Source organism: Microvirga yunnanensis, from assembly GCF_025460875.1.
Map to the genome: position 1 here is coordinate 33,327 of NZ_JAMXFI010000033.1, position 17,958 is coordinate 51,284.

Below are 17,958 nucleotides of genomic sequence, written 5' to 3' on the forward strand. Positions count from 1 at the left end.
TCCGGCACCAACGCCCGGAGAGTTCGTTGACCGGCAACCCTCTGGAGAATCGCCGTGGCCCATGATCCGTCCGCCCCCTCGCCCATCCTCACCGGCCTCAAGGGCCTGTGCCCCCGTTGCGGCAAGGGACATGTCTTCCAGGGCTATCTGAGGGTTCGGCCCCAATGCGAGGTCTGCGGCCTCGACCTCGCCTTCGCCGATACGGGCGACGGCCCGGCCTTCTTCGTCATGTCCTTCGTGGGAATCGTGGTGGTGGCCCTCGCCCTCTGGGTCGAGTTCGCCTATTCCCCGCCGATCTGGCTCCATCTGGTCATGTGGACGGCCCTGAGCATCGTTCTCAGCCTCATCCTGGTCCGGCCGCTCAAGGGCGTGCTGGTCAACCTGCAATACCACCACAAGGCCGAGGAAGGGCGCTTCCACTAGTGACTGCCCCGTCTCACAAGGCCCGCTCGCTGATCGTCCCGGGACTGGCGGCGCTCGTCGCGCTCGCCATTCTCGTCGGTCTCGGCACCTGGCAGCTCCAGCGCAAGGCCTGGAAGGAAGGCCTGATCGCCCAGATCGAGGCCCGGGCCTATGGCGAGCCCGACCCCATCGTGCCCGAGGCCGACTGGCCTGCCTGGCGGGCCGACCAGGACGAGTTCCGCAAGGTGCGGGTCACCGGCACCTTCCTGCACGATTTCGAAGCCCCCGTTTATGGCCTCGCCCCCGGCGACCGCCAGGGCGCGCCGCTCCAGGGCTATTACCTGGTCACGCCCCTGAAGCTCGCCGATGGATCCGTCGTGATGGTCAACCGGGGCTTCGTGCCCATGGACCTGCGCGATCCGGCCCGCCGGCCCGGGAGCCAGCCCGCCGGCGAGGTGACGCTCACCGGGCTCGTGCGGGCGCCGGAGGCGCGCAACACCTTCACCCCGAAGGACGATCCCGGCCGGAACCAGTGGTTCGCCCGCGACCCGCAGGCCATCGCGGCCGCCCACGGGCTCGCGCGCGTCGCGCCGTTCCTGATCGACGCGGACGGGAGCCCCAATCCGGGCGGCTGGCCCCGCGGCGGCCTGACCCCGCTCACCCTGCCGAACAACCATCTGCAATATGCCGTCACCTGGTTCGGGATCGCCCTCACCCTGATCGGCGTCTTCACGGCCTTCGCCTGGCGGCGGCTGAAGGAGCCGGCCTCAGCCGAGCTGGAATAGGAAGAAGAGCCCGAAACCGAGGATCACGAACCCGGCGCTGACGATCTTCGCCATGGAAAGGATTTTCAGCAGGACCCGCGTCTCCTCGCGGCGCTCGGCGCGCTCGGCCCGGGTCATGGTCTCCTGGGCCTCGATCTGCTGCGCGTAGAGCGAGGTCGTCATGACGTTGCTGGTGGCCCCGTCCTTCTCCAGTTCGATGCGCTGGGCCATGACCCCGATGACGAGGCCGAGGACGCCCAGGCCCAGGAAGCCGGCGATGAGATAGGCCCCCAGGACGGCCCCGCCCAGCACGGCCAGCAGGATCGGCAGCAGGATCCAGTCGATGCGGGTCATGGGCATGGGACCATCCTGGCCGAGGGCTGTGACGGCAACACGATAACAGATTTCGCGGACGAAGTCCGCCCGGTGCGGCCCGATGCGGCTTGCCGCAACCGGCCGCTCCCCCTAATGTCCGGCCGAATTTCCAGGAGATCCACCGTGCTCCATGTCTCGACCCGGGGGGAAGCCCCGGCGCTCGGCTTCGCCGATGCCCTGCTGACCGGCCTCGCCCGGGACGGCGGGCTCTACCTGCCGGACCACTGGCCGGCCCTGTCCCGGGATGCGATCCGGGGCTTTGCCGGACGGCCCTACGCCGAGGTCGCCAAGGCCGTGCTCGGCCCGCTGGTCGACGGCGACATTCCCGACGCCGATCTTAGCCGCATGATCGACGAATCCTACGCCGCCTTCCGTCACGCGGCCGTGTGCCCGCTGACCCAGCTCGGCGACAATCTCTTCGTGCTCGAGCTGTTCCACGGCCCCACGCTCGCCTTCAAGGACGTGGCCATGCAGCTCCTCGGCCGGCTCATGGATCATGTGCTCAAGGCCCGCGGCGCCCGCGCGACCATCGTGGGCGCGACCTCGGGCGACACGGGCAGCGCCGCCGTCGAGGCGTTCAAGGGCCTCGACCAGGTCGACATCTTCATCCTCTACCCGCATGGCCGGGTCTCGGACGTGCAGCGGCGGCAGATGACCACGGTGGCCTCGCCGAACGTCCACGCGCTCGCCGTGGAGGGCACGTTCGACGATTGCCAGGCCATGGTGAAGGGCATGTTCAACCATGCCCGCTTCCGCGACGAGCTGCAGCTCTCGGGCGTGAACTCCATCAACTGGGCCCGGGTCGCCGCGCAGGCGGTCTATTACTTCACGGCCGCCGTGGCGCTGGGCTCCCCTCACCGCCCGGTCTCCTTCTCGGTGCCGACCGGCAATTTCGGCGACATCCTGGCCGGCTGGGTGGCCAAGCGCATGGGCCTTCCCGTCGGGCAGCTGATGATCGGCACCAACGCCAACGACATCCTGGCCCGCACCCTCGGCTCGGGCTCCTACGAGATCAAGGGCGTGGAACCCACGACCTCGCCGTCCATGGACATCCAGATCTCCTCCAACTTCGAACGCCTGCTGTTCGAGGCCTATGGCCGGGACGGCGGGGCGATCCGCCGCCTGATGGCAAGCCTCGCCCAGTCGCGCGCCTTCATGATCGAGGCCGAGCCGCTTGCCCGCATCCGCGAGGAGTTCTCGGCCCGGGCCGTGAATGAGGACAGCGTCATGGCCGAGATGGCCGGAACCTATCGCGCCACCGGCTACGTGCTCGACCCGCACAGCGCCGTCGGCACCCGCGCGGCCCGCGCGCTGCTCGAGCAGGACCCCGGAACTCCCGTCGTGGCCCTGTCCACCGCGCATCCGGCCAAATTTCCGGATGCGGTCGAGCGCGCCACGGGCCTGCGCCCCGCACTTCCGCCGCACATGGCTGATTTGATGGAGCGCAGGGAGAGCTTCACGGTTCTTCCCAACGACCAGGCTGCGGTCGAGCGCTTCATCCGCGAGCGCGCGCGGGCGGTCAAAGGCGCGGCCGCATGAACCAGCACTTCGTCCACGAGAAGCGGATCGAGATCACGACCCTGTCCAACGGCCTGATGGTCGCCACCGAGCGGATGCCCGCGATCGCCACGGCGACGCTCGGCGTGTGGGTCGGCACCGGCTCGCGCCATGAGGAGGCTCACGAGCACGGTCTTTCGCACCTCATCGAGCACATGGCCTTCAAGGGTACGGCCCGCCGCTCGGCGCGCCGGATCGCCGAGGACATCGAGAACGTGGGCGGCGACATCAACGCCGCCACCAGCGTCGAATACACGAGCTACACGGCCCGCGTCCTCGGCGAGAACGTGGACGTCGCGCTCGACGTGCTGGGCGACATCCTGATCAACTCGGCTTTCGATGCGGGCGAGCTCGCCCGCGAAAAGGGCGTGATCCTGCAGGAATACGCCGCCGTCGAGGACACGCCCGACGACCTGATCTACGACGCGTTCATGGAAACGGCGTTCCCGAACCAGGCGGTCGGGCGGCCGATCCTCGGCACGCCGGAGACGATCAGGAGCTTCGACGAGGCGACGATCCGCGCCTTCCTGGCCCGCGAGTACACGCCGGGCAAGATGGTGCTGGCCGCGGCCGGCGACGTGGAGCACGCCCGGATCGTCGACCTGGCGGAACGCCTGTTCGGCGGGATGCCGGCCGTTGCTCCGCGGCAGCCGGAACAGGGGCGCTACGCGGGCGGCGAGAGGCGGATTGCGCGCAAGCTCGAACAGGCCAACCTGGTGCTCGGACTGCCGGGCCTCTCGTTCAAGGACCCCGGCTACTACGCCGTCCACCTCTTCGCCCACATGCTCGGCGGCGGCCTGACCTCGCGCCTGTGGCACGAGGTCCGCGAGACCCGCGGCCTCGCCTATTCGATCGATTCCTTCCACTGGCCCTTCTCCGATTGCGGCCTCTTCGGCATCGGGGCCGGAACGGCGGGCTCGGACGTGCGCGAACTCATGGACGTGACCCTCGCCTGCATGGCGCAGGCGACCCGCGACATCAGCGAGATCGAGCTCATCCGCGCCAAGGCGCAGATGAAGGTCGCGCTCCTGACGGCCCTGGAGACGCCGGGCGGCCGGATCGAGCGCGTCGCGCGCCAGCTCCTGTCCTGGGGCCGCGTGGTGGCGAGCGAGGAGATCGTCCGCAAGGTCGATGCCCTCGAGGTCGACCATGTCCGCGAGGCCGGACGCCGGCTTCTGCAGGGAGCCCCGACCCTGGCGGCGATCGGCCCGATCAAGGAGCTGCCCTCCCTGGACGAGATCGCCTCGGCGCTGCGGGCCTGAATTTTTTAGCCGGACCTTCCCCATGGTCACGGCTGTTTCTCCTCAATCCCGCCGCAAACGGGCCTCATGGCCACATAGTAACGATAACAAACGAGTCCTGCGGACAAGTGACGGGCTCCTCCGGCCCCAGCTTGCTCTCAAGGCTCCTGACCGGTACCAATCCTGTTCCATTGTTTTAGTACCGGACGAAAGACCGAAGCATTGCGGATCGTATCTTTCGCCATAACCCTTCTTCTGGCGGCATTCCTGGGGCTGGCCTTTCCGTCATCCGGCCGGGCGGTGGAATCCGTCCGCGTCGATCCCAAGATGAAGGCCATCGACCTGACCCCGGCCATCGAGCGCTACAACTCGGACGGGGACGAGATCAGGATTTCCACGGCGCCGGGGCGCGACGGCATCGTCCGGCGCATCGCCGTGAAGGCGCGCGAGGCCGGAACCCGGCCCGACTGGATCGTCTTCGCGCTCACCAACGACACCGACGAACAGGTCGACCGCCTTCTGGTGGCGCCGCACTTCCGCCTCACCGGCTCCGGCGTTCTCTGGCCGGATCTGGGCGCGACCCGGATCGCCGCGATCACGGCCAGCCAGGGCATCCGGCCCGACCGGGACGACAGCGCGGATGCGGACATCTTCCTCATCACCCTCGATCCGGGCACGACCGTCACCTTCGTGGCGGAGCTGCGCTCCAACAACCTGCCCCAGCTCCACCTGTGGGATGCCAACGCCTACAAGGACCGGGTCAATGGGCTGACCCTCTACAAGGGCATCATCATCGGCATCGCGGGCCTGCTGGCCCTGTTCCTGACCATCGTGTTCGTGGTGAAGGGCGCCCTGATCTTCCCGGCCGCCGCGGCACTGGCCTGGGCGGTGCTGGCCTATGCCTGCATCGATTTCGGCTTCTTCCAGCGCATCTTCCCGATCAGCGAGGCGACCGAGCAGATCTATCGCGCCGGCGCGGAGGCGGTGCTCTCCGCGACGCTGCTGGTCTTCCTCTTCGCCTATCTCAACCTCAACCGCTGGCACGTGCGCTACAGCCACGTGACCGCCTTCTGGCTGCTGTTCCTCGGGGCCATGGTGGCGCTGGCCATCGTCGATCCGCCGGTGGCCTCGGGCGTCGCCCGCATGTCGATCGCGGCGGTCGCGGGCATCGGCTTCGTCCTCGTGATCCATCTGGCGACGCACGGCTACGACCGCGCGGTGATGCTGGTCCCCACCTGGCTCCTCCTGGTCGCCTGGGTGACGGCCGCGAGCTTCACGGTCGTCGGCCAGCTCACGTCCGACCTCGTGCCCCCGGCCCTCGTCGGCGGCCTCGTTCTCGTCGTCATGCTCATCGGCTTCACGGTCATGCAGCACGCCTTCGCGGGCGGCGCCTTCACCCGCGGCTTCGTGAACGACACGGAACGCCGGGCCCTGGCCCTCACCGGCGCCGGCGACATCGTGTTCGACTGGGACGTGGTCTCCGACAACATCTTCGTCAGCCCCGAGGTCGAGCACCAGCTCGGATTGAAGCGCGGCTCGCTGGAAGGACCCGCCTCCGCCTGGTTCGACCTGATCCATCCCTTCGACAAGGACCGGTACCGTCTCGCCCTGGATGCGGTGATCGAGCAGCGCCGCGGCCGGCTGACCCAGGACTTCCGCCTGCGCTCGGCCTCCGGCGCGCACCACTGGTTCCGCTTGAAGGCGCGGCCCGTGATCGGCTCGGACGGCGAGGTGCTGCGCATCGTCGGGACCCTGGCCGACGTCATGGACAGCAAGACCGCCGAAGAGCGCCTGCTCTACGACGCGGTGCATGACAACCTGACAAGCCTGCCGAACCGGCAGCTCTTCTACGACCGGCTGGAGGCCGCCCTCACCTTCGCCGGCCAGGACGATGCCCTGCGTCCCACCGTGCTCGTCGTCGACATCGACAAGCTGAAGGATGCGAACGCCGCGGCGGGATATGCCGCCGGCGATTCGGTGCTGCTCACCCTGTCCCGCCGCCTGAGCCGCCTGCTCAAGCCGCAGGACACGCTCGCACGCATCTCGGGCGACGAGTTCGCCATCATCCTGCTCTCGGAGCGCGAGCCCGACCGCATCATTTCCTTCGCCGACATGGTCCGCCGCGTCGTGACGACGCCGTTCACCTATGCCGAGCGCGAGATCTTCCTCACCGCGTCCATCGGCATCGCCCTCTACGATCCGCAGATCGCGGCGCGGCGCGAGGAGGTGCTGCGCAACGCCGAGATCGCCATGGCCCATGCCCGGCGCCACGGCGGCGACCGGATCGAGGTCTTCCGGCCGACCATGCGCTCCGACCGCAGCGACCATTTCACCATGGAGACGGACCTGCGCCACGCGCTCGACCGCAACGAGATGCGCGTGCTGTTCAAGCCCATCGTGCGCCTGGAGGACCGGACCATCGCGGGCTTCGAATCCATGCTGCGCTGGGACCATCCGCGGCTCGGACGCATCGGGCCCGAGGACTTCATGTCGATCGCCGAGGAGACCGGGCTGATCATCAAGCTCAGTGTCTTCCTGCTGGAGCAGACCGGCCGCGAGCTCGCCGCCTGGCAGAACGCCCTCGAGGTCGAGCCGCCGATCTTCGCCAGCGTCAACATGTCGAGCCATCACCTGCTGCGCCACGACCTGCTGCAGGACGTGAAATCGGTCGTCGCCCGCACGGGGGTCGTTCCCGGCACGCTCAAGATCGAGATGACCGAGAGCCTCGTGATGGAGAACCCGGAATATTCCGCCCAGATGCTCACGCGCCTGCGCGATCTCGGCGCGGGCCTCTCGCTCGACGATTTCGGGACCGGCTACTCCGCCCTCTCCTACCTGCAGCGCTTCCCGTTCGACACGATCAAGGTGGACGAGTCCTTCGTGCGCCTGATGGGCTCCGGCAAGCCGGTCATCCTGCGCTCCATCGTCAAGATGGCCCATGAGCTCGGCATGGAGATCGTGGCCGAGGGGGCGGAAAGCGAATCCGAGGTGATCGAGCTCTACCAGCTCGGCTGCGAGTACGCCCAGGGACCGGTCTTCGGAGAGCCGATGTCGACCCTTCAGGCGCGCCAGCTCGTCGGCGCGGCCCCGGCGGCGGCGTAAGAGGGTCTTGCCTCAGGCGTGGCCGGTTTCCATCGACAGCATGGCCGGCTCGATGCCGATCCGGCGCAGGGCCATCTCGTAGCGCAGGTCGGCCGCGGTGTTGAAGATCAGCTCCGCGTCGGCCGGGCAGTTGAGCCAGCCGTTGGCCTGCAGCTCCATCTCGAGCTGCCCGGCGCCCCAGCCTGCATAACCCAGCGCCAGCACCGCGTTCTCCGGCCCGTCGCCCCGCGCGATGGCGCGCAGGATGTCGATGGTCGCGGTCAGGCAGATGCTGTCGTCGATGGGAAGGGTCGACTGGGCCAGGTGGAAGTCCGGGGAATGGAGGACGAAGCCCCGGCTGGTCTCCACGGGCCCGCCCATGAGCACCTGCATGGCGCCCACCTTCCGCGGCAGCCGGATGCGTTCCGCCTCGGGCAGAATCTCGAGCTGCACCAGCAGGTCCGGCATGTTCAGGTTGGCGGCCGGCCGGTTGAGGACGATCCCCATGGCTCCCTCGGCCGAATGGGCGCAGATATAGATGACGGACCGCGCGAAGCGCTCGTCCATCATGCCCGGCATGGCCACGAGGACCTGCCCGTCCAGGTAAGGGGATCCGGCGTCGTAGGGAGGAAGGTAAGAGCCCATATGCTAAATTCTGCCTTGCCGGACCCAAGCCCCCGATCACAGGATCGTGGATGGCGGGCCCGAAGATAAATGCATAAAGGAAGCGCGTCAGGGAGGTGTCAGTTCCATGGCATTCATGTTCCGCGCCGCGTCAGTGGCTATTTTTTTGTTATTGCCCGTTCATGCCATCGTCGCACAGCCCGCCTCCTCCCAGGGTTTCCACTCCCGCGCCCGCCTGATCTCCGGAGGCCAGCAGGGCGACGTCTGGCTTGCCGGGATCGAGATCACCCTCGACCAGGGCTTCAAGACCTACTGGCGCAACCCGGGCGATTCCGGCCTGCCGCCCCGTTTCGACTGGGCCGGTTCCGAGAACGTGGCCGGCGCCGAGATCCGCTATCCCGCCCCCGACCGGCACGAGGACGCCGCGGGCGTGGCCTATGTCTACGGCAAGAAGGTCGTGCTGCCCGTCCTGGTCCGGGCGAAGGACGGGACCAAGCCGGTCAGGCTCGCCCTGGCGGCCGAATACGGGGTGTGCAAGGACATCTGCATCCCGGCCCGCGCCGACCTGAGCCTCGACCTGACCGCCGGCGGCCAGGACCGGGCCGCCATCGCGGCGGCGCTCGCGAAGGTGCCCCGTCCGCAGGCCCTGGGAGCCCCGTCGGATCTGGCGGTGCTCTCCGTCGAGCCCATGACGCAGAGCAAGCCCGCCTTCTCCGTGACCGTCCGCGCCCCGGAGGGCACCAAGCCCTCCCTGTTCGCCGAGGGGCCGGAGAACTGGATCGTCTCGACCTCCGTGCCCGATGACGCGAACCGCTTCACGGTCACCGTCGAGGACAGGCCCAAGGAGGCCGCGGCGGCCGTTCCCCTGCGCCTGACCCTGGTGGCCGGGGGACAATCCGTCGAGACGGAGGTCAGCCTCGACGCGAATGGATTGCCGCGCTAGGGATGGAGCATTCAACGGCATTCCTTCGGAGACACATGCCCATGACCATCCAGGTTGGAGAACGCCTTCCCCAGGTCACCTTCCGCATCATGACGCCCGACGGGCCGGTCGCCAAGACGACCGACGACCTGTTCAAGGGCCGCAAGGTGGTTCTCGTCGCCGTGCCCGGCGCCTTCACGCCGACCTGCCATCGCAACCACCTGCCGGGCTACGTGCAGAAGAAGGACGAGATCCGGGCCAAGGGCGTGGATTCGATCCTCGTCACCTCGGTCAACGACGTCTTCGTGCTCGATGCCTGGAGCAAGGCTTCCGGAGCCGAGGGCATCGAGTTCCTGTCCGACGGCAACGCCGATTTCGCCAAGGCCATCGGCCTGTCCATGGACGGCTCGGGCTTCGGCCTCGGCACGCGCTCGCAGCGCTATTCCATGGTGGTCGACGACGGCGTGGTCCGGGCGATCAACGTGGAGGACGCCCCCTCCAAGGCGCAGCATTCCGGCGCCGAGAACATCCTGAAGGATCTCTGATCCTTCTCCAGGAATGGACCTTCACCCTCCACGTCATCACCGGGCTTGTCCCGGTGATCCCGCTTCTGAGAGGCGCCGCGCCCTTCCGGATCGGGATGGCCGGCACAAGGCCGGCCATGACGTGCGGAGGGTGGAGCGCGAACCGAACGATCATCCTCCCGCTGTCATCACCGGGCTCGTCCCGGTGATCCCGATACGGTGAAGCGCGGCGCCCGAAGCAAAAGGTCAGACGCGCGCCCCGCGGCCCTGGCTCTTGAACGGCTTCATCGCCGCCACGGCGAGTTCGTCGACCCGGATGTTGGTCGGATCGTCCGCGTGGCCCTTGACCCAGTGCCAGGCCACGTCGTGCCGGGACGCGGCCTCGTCGAGCTCGCGCCAGAGGTCCTCGTTCTTCACCGGCTTGTTGTCCGCGGTGCGCCAGCCGCGCCGCTTCCAGTTGTGCATCCACTGGGTGATGCCCTGGCGCACATACTGCGAATCCGTGAACAGATCGACCGCGCAGGACCGCTTGAGGGCGTTCAGGCCCTCGATGGCCGCGCGGATCTCCATGCGGTTGTTGGTGGTGTGGGCCTCCCCGCCGGAGATCTCCTTCTCGCTGCCCTTGAAGAACAGGATCGCCGCCCAGCCGCCCGGCCCGGGATTGCCCGAGCAGGCGCCGTCCGTGTAGATCATCACGCGCTCCGCCCCGCTCATGCGGCGAGCCCGAGTTCGCGGGCATGCTTCACATGGCGGTGGAAGTTGAGCTTGCGGTCGTATTCCAGCGGGTCCTTCGGCTTGACGAGCGCGCCCGGCGGCACGTTGAGCCAGTCGACCAGGCGGGTCAGCATGAAGCGCATGGCGGAGCCCCGGCAGAGGATCGGCAGGGCCTCGACCTCGTCCGGCTCCAGGCGCCGCACCGACTGGTAGCCCGCCAGCATGGCCCGTCCCTTGGTCAGGTTGAACGAGGCGTCGCTCTCGAAGCACCAGGCGTTGAGGCAGATCGCGACGTCGTACGCGAAGGCGTCCGTGCAGGCGAAGTAGAAGTCGATCAGCCCCGACACCTCGGACCCGATGAAGAACACGTTGTCGGTGAACAGGTCCGCATGGATGATCCCGGACGGCAGGCCCCGAGGCCAGGAATCCGCGAGGCTCGCGAGCTCGCGCCGCGTGCGCTCGGCGAGTCCGGTCGAGACCGTGTCGGCCTGCGCCTCGGCCTGGGCGAAGAGCGGCGCCCAGGCCTCGAGCGAGAGGGCGTTGGGCCGCTGCATCGTGAAATCCTGCCCGGCCAGATGCAGCTTCGCCAAGGCGGCGCCGAGGGCCCCGCAATGCTGCGCCGTGGGACGGCGGATCGCGATGCCTTCGAGGAAGGTGATGATCACGGCCGGCCGCCCGGCCACGCGCCCGAGGGGCTCGCCCCGGCGGTTGTTGACCGGCAGCGGGCAGTTCAGCCCCCTCAGGGCCAGATGCTGCATGAGGCCGAGGAAGAAGGGCAGATCGTCCTCCCGCACCCGTTTCTCGTAGAGGGTCAGGATGTAGGAACCCTTCGTGGTGTGGAGGAAATAGTTGGTGTTCTCCACGCCCTCGGCGATGCCCTTGTAGGAGAGCACCGTGCCGATGTCGTAGGTATCGAGGAATGCCGACAGCTCCTCGTCGCTGACTTCCGTATAGACCGCCACCGCTTACTCCGCCGCCTGCTCACGAAGCTCGCGAGGCAAAGGAAAGAACACGCTCTCGTCCGCCGTCGACACGCTCTCGACCGACACCGCGTAGCGTTCCGCGAAGGCGTCGATGATCTCCTCGACCAGGATCTCGGGCGCCGATGCGCCGGCCGTGATGCCGAGGCTGCGGATCGCGCCGAACAGGCTCCAGTCGATGTCGTCGGCTCGCAGGATCAGCCGGACGAGGGGGCAGCCTTCCCGCTCGGCCACCTCCCGCAGGCGCTGGGAATTGGAGGAGTTGGGCGAGCCCACCACGATCATGGCATCGACCAGGGGCGCCACGCGCTTGACCGCGCCCTGACGGTTGGTGGTGGCGTAGCAGATGTCTTCCTTGTGCGGGCCGACGATCGACGGGAACCGCGCCTTCAGGGCCTCCACCATGTCCTGGGTGTCGTCGACCGAGAGGGTCGTCTGGGTGACGAAGGCCAGATTGTCCGGGTCCGCCGGCTGCAGCCGGGCGATGTCGTCCACGGTCTCGACCAGGGTGGCGGCCCCTTCGGGCAGCTGGCCCATGGTGCCGATCACCTCCGGGTGGCCCGCATGGCCGATCAGGATGATGTGGCGGCCCCGCTTGTAGTGGACCTGCGCCTCCCGGTGCACCTTGGTGACCAGGGGACAGGTGGCGTCGATCCCGAAGAGGTTGCGGGCCTCGGCCGCTTCCGGGACCGATTTGGGCACCCCGTGGGCCGAGAAGATCACCGGGGCCTTCGTGTCGGGCACCTCGTCGAGCTCCCGGACGAAGACCGCGCCCTTCCGCTTCAGGTTCTCCACGACGTATTTGTTGTGCACGATCTCATGGCGCACGTAGACCGGCGCCCCATGGATCGCGAGCGCCTTCTCGACCGCGTCGATGGCACGGACGACCCCGGCGCAGAAGCCGCGCGGGGCGCAGAGCAGGATGTCGAGAGGAGGCTGGGTCATGATCTGGCGATGTGGCGAGACGAGACCCCTCCTGTCAAGCGGGAGCGACGCAGTTTCGCCGCGAGTGTGATCCCCTGCCCGGTCATGGCCGGCCAGTCTTCACCCGCCTCTCGCCGGCCATCCCGCTTCGAAGGGCACCTGCGCTTCTCACGCCGGGATCCCCGGCCCGAGGACGGTGACGACCTGGAGGGCGGGAAACCGAACCTGTGCGATGGGGCACGAAGCGGGGCCGTTCCCGTCAAGAAACGCTCGCACTTGCCCGCCGGAATCCCTAGAAAGGTGGCACGCCCCGTCACCTTCCCTGATCGCTCATGGCCTCCACCGCTTCCCACGTCAGCTTCCTTCCACCCATCCTGACCTTCTGCGGGGCGGCGGTCGTGGCCGTGCCCGTGTTCCGGCTCCTCGGACTGAGCGCCGTCCTGGGCTATCTCGCGGCCGGGGTCGCGATCGGGCCGTCGGGCCTGAGCCTGGTCGAGGATCCCCAGACCATCGCGACCGTCGCTGAACTGGGCGTGGTGCTGCTCCTGTTCATCATCGGGCTCGAGCTGAAGCTGTCCCATCTCTGGGAGATGAAGCGGGACATCTTCGGCCTCGGCTCGGCCCAGCTGGCCGTAACGGCCCTCGCTCTCGGCGGAGCCGCCTATGCCATCGGGTTCTCGGCCGAGGCTTCCTTCGTGACAGGGGTGGCGGTCGCGCTCTCGGCCACGGCCATCGCGCTCCAGATGCTGGGCGAGCGGAACGACCTGCAGACGCCGTACGGCCAGCGCTCCTTCGCGATCCTGCTGTTCCAGGACCTCTCCGTCGTCCCGCTGCTGGCCGTGCTGCCGCTCCTCGCCTCCGGGGCGGCGGAGCAGGACTCCCTGGTGGATCGCCTCCTGGCGATGGGCGAGGCCCTGCTCGGGATCACCGCCGTCGTGCTGGTCGGCCGCTACGGCCTCAATCCCTTCTTCCGCATCCTCGCCCGCAGCGGCGCCCGCGAGGTCATGACCGCCTCCGCGCTTCTCGTCGTCCTCGGTGCCGCCCTGCTCATGCAGGAGGTCGGTCTGTCCATGGCGATGGGCGCCTTCCTGGCCGGATTGCTGCTCGCGGAATCGAATTTCCGCCACCAGCTCGAAGCCGATATCGAGCCCTTCCGCGGCATGCTGCTCGGCCTGTTCTTCATGAGCGTGGGCATGTCCATCGACCTTGCCCTGGTGCGCGAGCAATGGCTGCTCCTCGTCATCGCGGCGCCTGCGGTGATCGTCGGCAAGAGCCTCCTCATCGCGGTTCTGTCGCGGCTCTTCGGCGCGAGCTGGCGCGACGGGCTTCGTTCGGGCACCCTGCTGTGCACCGCCGGAGAGTTCGCCTTCGTGCTGATTCCCGTCGCCACGGGACTGGGGCTCATGTCTCCCGCGGAGGCGCAGCCGGTCACGGCGCTCGCCGCCATCACCATGCTGCTGGGCCCGCTTCTGTCGACCTTCGTCGAGAGAATGGTGGCCGGCCGCGCCGAGGCCGACGAGCAGCCGGATCTGCCCGGGCTCGCCGGCCAGGAAGGCGAGCTCGAAAGCCGCGTTCTCGTGATCGGCTTCGGCCGGTTCGGCCAGATCGTGAACCAGGTTCTGCTCGCCCAGGGGATCGAGGCGACGGTGATCGACAAGGATGTCGAGCGCATCCGCGACGCGGGCCGGTTCGGGCTTCAGGTCTATTACGGCGACGGCACACGCCTCGACGTTCTGCGCGCGGCCGGCGCCGAGAAGGCCGAGATGATCTGCATCTGCATCGACGACCGGGAGGCGCTCCTGAAGATCATCGAGATCATTCATGAGAACTTCCAGAATGCCCGCAGCTTCGTGCGCGCCTTCGACCGGATCCATGCGATCGAGCTCATGAACCGGGATGTGGATTACCAGATCCGCGAGGTGTTCGAATCCGCCATCGTGTTCGGACGGGCGGCCCTCGAGGAGCTCGGCACCGCGCCGGAGGCCGCGGCCGCGGCCGCCAACGACGTGCGCAAGCGCGACATCGCGCGCCTCGTGCTGCAGAAGGAGGTGGGCAGCATGGGAGGAGCCGAGCTGGTGGTGGGCGCCCGGATCACGCCGGAGCCCCTCACTGTTCCCACCAGCAAGGCCCGGGCCCTCAGCCCGGAGACGCGGGACATTCTCGGCGAAGGCGTGTCGTGATGGATGCGGAACCCTCGGTGAAGAAAGCCGGCATGGCGGGCGAGCTCCCGCCGCGCTTCGTGGTCGGATCGACCATGCGCCACGTTCTCGTCATGACCGGAACGGCGTCCGTCGGTCTCATCGCGATCTTCATCGTCGATCTCGTGTCCCTGCTCTACATCTCGTGGCTGAACGAGCCGAGCCTGACGGCCGGCGTCGGTCTCGCCACCGTGGTGATGTTCTTCACGATCTCGATCAATGTGGGCCTGATGATCCCTATCGGGGCGCTCGTGTCGCGCGCCCTCGGCGCCCGCCGGCCGGACGACGCGCGCCGTCTCGCCACCTCGTGCTGCATTCTCATGACGGCGGTCGCGACCGTCGTCAGCCTCGTCATTCTGCCCCTGCTGCCGCTGATCCTGACCACGATCGGCGCAAGCGAGCAGACCTACGCGGTGGCCCGCAACTTCCTATGGATCACCTTGCCGACAAACGGTCTCATGGCCATCGGCATGGCGTTCTCCACGGTGCTGCGCGCAGCCGGCGATGCCAAGCGCAGCATGTACGCCACCCTGTCCGTGGCGGCCGTCACGGTGGTGCTCGATCCCATCCTCATCTTCGGTCTCGGCCTGAAGGCCAACGGCGCTGCGCTGACCATCGGCATCGCGCGCGTGGCCTATATCTATGTGAGCTTCCTCTATCTCACCCGCGCCCATCGTCTTCTGGGCCGGCCCGACTGGTCTGCGATGGCCGTCGACGCGCGGTCGTTCTTCGCCATCGCGGTTCCGGCCATCCTGACCAACATCGCGGCTCCCGTGGCGAACGGCTTCTTCACGGGCGTGATGGCGCAGTTCGGCGATCAGGCGATCGCCGCCTCGGCCATCATCGACCGGGTCACGCCCGTCTCCTTCGCGGGCGTCTTCGCCCTGGCGGGCGCCATCGGGCCCGTGCTCGGGCAGAACTGGGGCGCTCAGCGCTATGACCGCATGAAGCAGACGCTCAAGGATGCGCTGATCTTCATGACCGTCTATGTCTGCAGCATGTGGCTGATGCTGTTCCTCGTGCGGGTTCCGATCACCCAGGCGTTCAACGCGCCGCCGGCCACGGCCGAGATCGTGCAGTTCTTCTGTCAGCTCAGCGGCTTCATCTGGTTCTTCGTGAGCCTCGTCTTCGTGGCCAATGCCTCGTTCAACAATCTCGGCTATCCGCTTCTCTCCACCTTCTTCAACTGGGGGCGGGCGACGCTGGGCATGATCCCGTTCGCGTATTTCGGCGCGCAGATCGGCGGCCCGAAGGGCGCGCTCCTGGGAATCGGCGCGGGATCCGTGGCGTTCGGGATCGCGGCGGTCATCACTGCGTTCTGGACAATCCGGCGCCTGGAGAGGCAAGCTGTCCGGGTGGTGTGACGGTCCGGGCGCCTCCGGCCTGGATCACCGGTTCGTTTTCGCCGCCCCGCTTGGGGCCAAGCACGAGCGTTTCGTCAGCGAGGAGACTGCCATGTTCAATTGGTTCGATCTGATGCGCCAGGCTCAGACCAACGCAGCCCTGGCCACCCTCGCGCAGCAGTTCAACCTGTCGGGCGATCAGGCGCAGAAGACGATGGCGGCCTTCATGCCGGCCTTCGCCATGGGGCTCCAGCACGCCACCGCTTCGAGCGATCCGGCCCGCCTGTTCCAATCCATGATGAGCGGCGCCTATCAGAACTTCTGGCAGGCGGCCGGCAACCCCTTCACGCCGCAGGCCCAGCAGGAGGGGCGGCGGCTGCTCGACCAACTCTTCGGCTCCGACGACGTCAGCCGCCGCGTGGCGCATCAGGCCGCCGATTACGCGGGCATCAGCACCGACACCATGCAGCAATTGCTTCCGATTCTCGCCGGCATCATGGCCGGCGGCATGTCCCACTGGATGACCGCGCACGCGCAGGCTCTTCAATCCTTCGCATCGGCCAAGGACACCGCCAAGGAGAAGCCGGGCACCGCCAATCCCTGGGCCGATCTCTGGGCCGGGTGGATGACCGCGACGGCGCCCGAGAAGAAGCATGCCAATCCGTTCGAGGACATGATGGCGAGCATTCTCAGGGCTCCACCGCCGGAAGAGCCGAAGGAAGAAGCCCCGCCCTCGTCCGCATCCTTCGACGACATGATGGAAAAGGGGCGCGAGATGCAGCTCCAGTATCTCGCGTCCCTTCAGTCGATCTTCTCGGATGCCTGGCGGAGCCAGGACGGAAAGGCTTAGGCGAAGCGCTTGAGCGGCTTCACCATTGGAACCACGGGTCGGACCGGCCCCGCCGAAGGGACGGCCCTTTCGGCGCGGGAATGTCGCTCCGCGCTTCGAACCAACACCCATGACGGGTTGCGGGTCAGAGGCTCGTCGAGCGCGCCCATCACGTCGCCCCGGGTCAGCCCGATATCCGCGAGCATCCGGTCATCGAACTCGGCGAGGTTCCTGACCTCCCGGCGGTGCTGCAGAGCCTTGACGAGATTCGTGAGCGCGCGGGCGAACAGCCCCAGAGCGGCCGTTCCTGAGAAGGTCATCGTCGATAATGCGGACCGGTTCATCGGAGGTCTCCTTGCTCTCACGTTCGGTTCGTCGGCCTTGGAACGCCCGTTTCCGGGCGTTTCATGGAAGGCCCCTACCAGCGGCCTTCCAGGCAACGCGTTGATGATCCTGACTCTTTTCTCAGGATATGAAAGATTCTACCAGACGCCTTTCATCACTTGAAACGATTGTTTGAGATATGTATCATCAACTTGATTGATGATGAGGGCAAAGCCATGCACCTGCTCGACATTGACCAGCTTCGCACCTTCGTGGCCATCGCGGATACCGGGTCGTTCACCCGGGCGGCGGAGATCGTGCACAAGACGCAGAGCGCCGTCTCCATGCAGATGAAGCGGCTGGAGGACCGGGTCGGCAAGGCGATCTTCGAGCGCGACGGGCGCCTGTCCAAGCTCACCGACGAGGGCGAGCGCCTGCTCGACTACGCGCGCCGGATCGTGCGGCTGAACGCGGAATGCATGGCGTCCTTCAACGACAACGAGCTCACCGGCCGCGTGCGCTTGGGATTGCCCGACGACTACGCCGACCGCTACCTGCCGGAGATCCTGGCCCGGTTCTCGCGCTCGAACCCCAAGGCCGAGGTGACGGTGATGTGCGAGCCGACGCCCAACCTGATCGAGCGCGTGCAGCACGGGGACCTGGATCTGGCCATCATCACCCATGTGGACCGGCGCGGGCCGTCCGAGATCGTGCGCATCGAGCAGCTGCTCTGGGTCACGTCCACGCGCCACGGGGTGCACGAGGAGAGCCCGATTCCCCTGGCGCTCGGCCGTCCGAGCTGCGACTGGCGCCACTCGGCCACGGAGGCGCTCGAGAGCGCCGGCCGGCCGTTCCGCGTGGCCTATGTGAGCTGGCATTCCACCGCCGTGGGGGCCGCCGTGATGGCGGGCCTGGCCGTGTCGGTCCTGCCGGAGAGCGCCGTGCGGCCCGGCATGCGCATCCTGGGGCCCTCCGATGGCTTCCCGGCCCTGCCCTCGTGCAAGATCGGCCTGATCCGCGCCCGCGGCGAGGAGAACCCGCTCGCCGACGCGCTCGGCTTCCACATCAAGCAGTCCCTCGACAATCTCGGCTCGACCCGCACCATGGCGCCGCTGGCGGCCGAGTAGCGCGGCAAAGGCCGACCCGCCGACGAGAC

The 17,958-nt window shown here is 67.8% G+C and carries 17 protein-coding genes; 11 read left to right on the forward strand and 6 right to left on the reverse strand.

What is annotated here, in order from left to right; translation table 11 throughout:
- Window positions 1-54 precede the first annotated feature (54 nt).
- Window positions 55-423 (forward strand): DUF983 domain-containing protein, encoded by a 369-nt coding sequence (locus NF876_RS17565; RefSeq protein WP_262270071.1) that lies wholly within the window; start codon window positions 55-57, stop codon window positions 421-423.
- Window positions 423-1,187 (forward strand): SURF1 family protein, encoded by a 765-nt coding sequence (locus tag NF876_RS17570; RefSeq protein ID WP_262270072.1) that lies wholly within the window; start codon window positions 423-425, stop codon window positions 1,185-1,187. Before NF876_RS17565 ends, NF876_RS17570 begins: the two co-directional genes overlap by 1 nt.
- Here the strand turns inward: NF876_RS17570 and NF876_RS17575 are convergent.
- On the reverse strand, window positions 1,170-1,526 hold the full coding sequence (locus tag NF876_RS17575; RefSeq protein ID WP_262270073.1) for a hypothetical protein: 357 nt from the start codon (window positions 1,524-1,526) through the stop codon (window positions 1,170-1,172). The genes NF876_RS17570 and NF876_RS17575 overlap by 18 nt on opposite strands.
- 138 nt (window positions 1,527-1,664) lie before the next feature.
- On the opposite strand from NF876_RS17575, the gene thrC reads away from it, so the two are divergent.
- From thrC to NF876_RS17590, 3 genes are all read left to right on the forward strand, one after another.
- Window positions 1,665-3,080 carry a threonine synthase gene (gene thrC, locus NF876_RS17580; RefSeq protein WP_262270074.1) on the forward strand — a complete coding sequence of 472 codons (1,416 nt, stop codon included), beginning with the start codon at window positions 1,665-1,667 and terminating at the stop codon, window positions 3,078-3,080.
- Window positions 3,077-4,360 carry a M16 family metallopeptidase gene (locus tag NF876_RS17585; RefSeq protein ID WP_262270075.1) on the forward strand — a complete coding sequence of 428 codons (1,284 nt, stop codon included), beginning with the start codon at window positions 3,077-3,079 and terminating at the stop codon, window positions 4,358-4,360. The genes thrC and NF876_RS17585 overlap by 4 nt, the downstream gene beginning before the upstream one ends.
- Window positions 4,361-4,561: 201 nt before the next feature.
- Window positions 4,562-7,441 (forward strand): EAL domain-containing protein, encoded by a 2,880-nt coding sequence (locus NF876_RS17590; protein ID WP_262270076.1) that lies wholly within the window; start codon window positions 4,562-4,564, stop codon window positions 7,439-7,441.
- Window positions 7,442-7,453: 12 nt separating this feature from the next.
- On the opposite strand, the gene NF876_RS17595 is transcribed toward NF876_RS17590, so the two are convergent.
- Window positions 7,454-8,065: a YqgE/AlgH family protein gene (locus NF876_RS17595; protein WP_262270077.1), complete on the reverse strand. Its 612-nt coding sequence runs from the start codon at window positions 8,063-8,065 to the stop codon at window positions 7,454-7,456.
- 106 nt (window positions 8,066-8,171) lie between these two features.
- Between NF876_RS17595 and NF876_RS17600 the strand changes: the two genes are divergently transcribed.
- Window positions 8,172-8,987: a protein-disulfide reductase DsbD domain-containing protein gene (locus NF876_RS17600; protein ID WP_262270078.1), complete on the forward strand. Its 816-nt coding sequence runs from the start codon at window positions 8,172-8,174 to the stop codon at window positions 8,985-8,987.
- Between the two features lie 41 nt (window positions 8,988-9,028).
- Complete coding sequence (locus NF876_RS17605) at window positions 9,029-9,511, forward strand: peroxiredoxin (RefSeq protein WP_262270079.1); 483 nt, start codon at window positions 9,029-9,031, stop codon at window positions 9,509-9,511.
- A 225-nt stretch (window positions 9,512-9,736) separates the two neighbouring features.
- Here the strand turns inward: NF876_RS17605 and rnhA are convergent, their stop codons facing one another.
- Genes rnhA through ispH form a run of 3 tightly spaced genes read right to left on the reverse strand, consistent with a single transcriptional unit; the run spans window position 9,737 to window position 12,129 of the window.
- Window positions 9,737-10,204: a ribonuclease HI gene (gene rnhA, locus NF876_RS17610; protein WP_262270080.1), complete on the reverse strand. Its 468-nt coding sequence runs from the start codon at window positions 10,202-10,204 to the stop codon at window positions 9,737-9,739.
- Complete coding sequence (locus NF876_RS17615) at window positions 10,201-11,166, reverse strand: homoserine kinase (RefSeq protein WP_262270081.1); 966 nt, start codon at window positions 11,164-11,166, stop codon at window positions 10,201-10,203. The genes rnhA and NF876_RS17615 overlap by 4 nt, the downstream gene beginning before the upstream one ends.
- A 3-nt stretch (window positions 11,167-11,169) precedes the next feature.
- A complete protein-coding gene (gene ispH / locus NF876_RS17620; RefSeq protein WP_262270082.1) occupies window positions 11,170-12,129 on the reverse strand; it encodes a 4-hydroxy-3-methylbut-2-enyl diphosphate reductase in 960 nt (319 codons plus the stop codon).
- A 311-nt stretch (window positions 12,130-12,440) separates the two neighbouring features.
- Here ispH and NF876_RS17625 point away from each other — a divergent pair, with 311 nt between their 5' ends.
- The 3 genes from NF876_RS17625 to NF876_RS17635 all read left to right on the forward strand — a co-directional run bounded on the left by NF876_RS17625 (window position 12,441) and on the right by NF876_RS17635 (window position 16,499).
- Window positions 12,441-14,288: a monovalent cation:proton antiporter-2 (CPA2) family protein gene (locus NF876_RS17625; RefSeq protein WP_262270083.1), complete on the forward strand. Its 1,848-nt coding sequence runs from the start codon at window positions 12,441-12,443 to the stop codon at window positions 14,286-14,288.
- A complete protein-coding gene (locus NF876_RS17630; protein ID WP_262270084.1) occupies window positions 14,288-15,670 on the forward strand; it encodes an MATE family efflux transporter in 1,383 nt (460 codons plus the stop codon). Before NF876_RS17625 ends, NF876_RS17630 begins: the two co-directional genes overlap by 1 nt.
- A gap of 91 nt (window positions 15,671-15,761) precedes the next feature.
- On the forward strand, window positions 15,762-16,499 hold the full coding sequence (locus NF876_RS17635) for a DUF937 domain-containing protein (RefSeq protein ID WP_262270085.1): 738 nt from the start codon (window positions 15,762-15,764) through the stop codon (window positions 16,497-16,499).
- Here the strand turns inward: NF876_RS17635 and NF876_RS17640 are convergent.
- Complete coding sequence (locus NF876_RS17640) at window positions 16,496-16,822, reverse strand: DUF1127 domain-containing protein (protein ID WP_262270086.1); 327 nt, start codon at window positions 16,820-16,822, stop codon at window positions 16,496-16,498. The two genes, NF876_RS17635 and NF876_RS17640, sit on opposite strands and share 4 nt — an antisense overlap.
- 216 nt (window positions 16,823-17,038) lie before the next feature.
- Between NF876_RS17640 and NF876_RS17645 the strand changes: the two genes are divergently transcribed.
- Window positions 17,039-17,929 carry a LysR substrate-binding domain-containing protein gene (locus tag NF876_RS17645; RefSeq protein WP_262270087.1) on the forward strand — a complete coding sequence of 297 codons (891 nt, stop codon included), beginning with the start codon at window positions 17,039-17,041 and terminating at the stop codon, window positions 17,927-17,929.
- Window positions 17,930-17,958: the final 29 nt, after the last annotated feature.

Coding starts and splice junctions, on each gene's coding strand:
- NF876_RS17575 (WP_262270073.1), bottom strand. CDS start 1,526: ATGCCCATGACCCGCATCGACTGGATCCTGCTGCCGATCCTGCTGGCC.
- NF876_RS17585 (WP_262270075.1), top strand. CDS start 3,077: ATGAACCAGCACTTCGTCCACGAGAAGCGGATCGAGATCACGACCCTG.
- NF876_RS17595 (WP_262270077.1), bottom strand. CDS start 8,065: ATGGGCTCTTACCTTCCTCCCTACGACGCCGGATCCCCTTACCTGGAC.
- NF876_RS17600 (WP_262270078.1), top strand. CDS start 8,172: ATGGCATTCATGTTCCGCGCCGCGTCAGTGGCTATTTTTTTGTTATTG.
- NF876_RS17605 (WP_262270079.1), top strand. CDS start 9,029: ATGACCATCCAGGTTGGAGAACGCCTTCCCCAGGTCACCTTCCGCATC.
- rnhA (WP_262270080.1), bottom strand. CDS start 10,204: ATGAGCGGGGCGGAGCGCGTGATGATCTACACGGACGGCGCCTGCTCG.
- ispH (WP_262270082.1), bottom strand. CDS start 12,129: ATGACCCAGCCTCCTCTCGACATCCTGCTCTGCGCCCCGCGCGGCTTC.
- NF876_RS17625 (WP_262270083.1), top strand. CDS start 12,441: ATGGCCTCCACCGCTTCCCACGTCAGCTTCCTTCCACCCATCCTGACC.
- NF876_RS17630 (WP_262270084.1), top strand. CDS start 14,288: ATGGATGCGGAACCCTCGGTGAAGAAAGCCGGCATGGCGGGCGAGCTC.
- NF876_RS17635 (WP_262270085.1), top strand. CDS start 15,762: ATGTTCAATTGGTTCGATCTGATGCGCCAGGCTCAGACCAACGCAGCC.
- NF876_RS17640 (WP_262270086.1), bottom strand. CDS start 16,822: ATGAACCGGTCCGCATTATCGACGATGACCTTCTCAGGAACGGCCGCT.
- NF876_RS17645 (WP_262270087.1), top strand. CDS start 17,039: ATGCACCTGCTCGACATTGACCAGCTTCGCACCTTCGTGGCCATCGCG.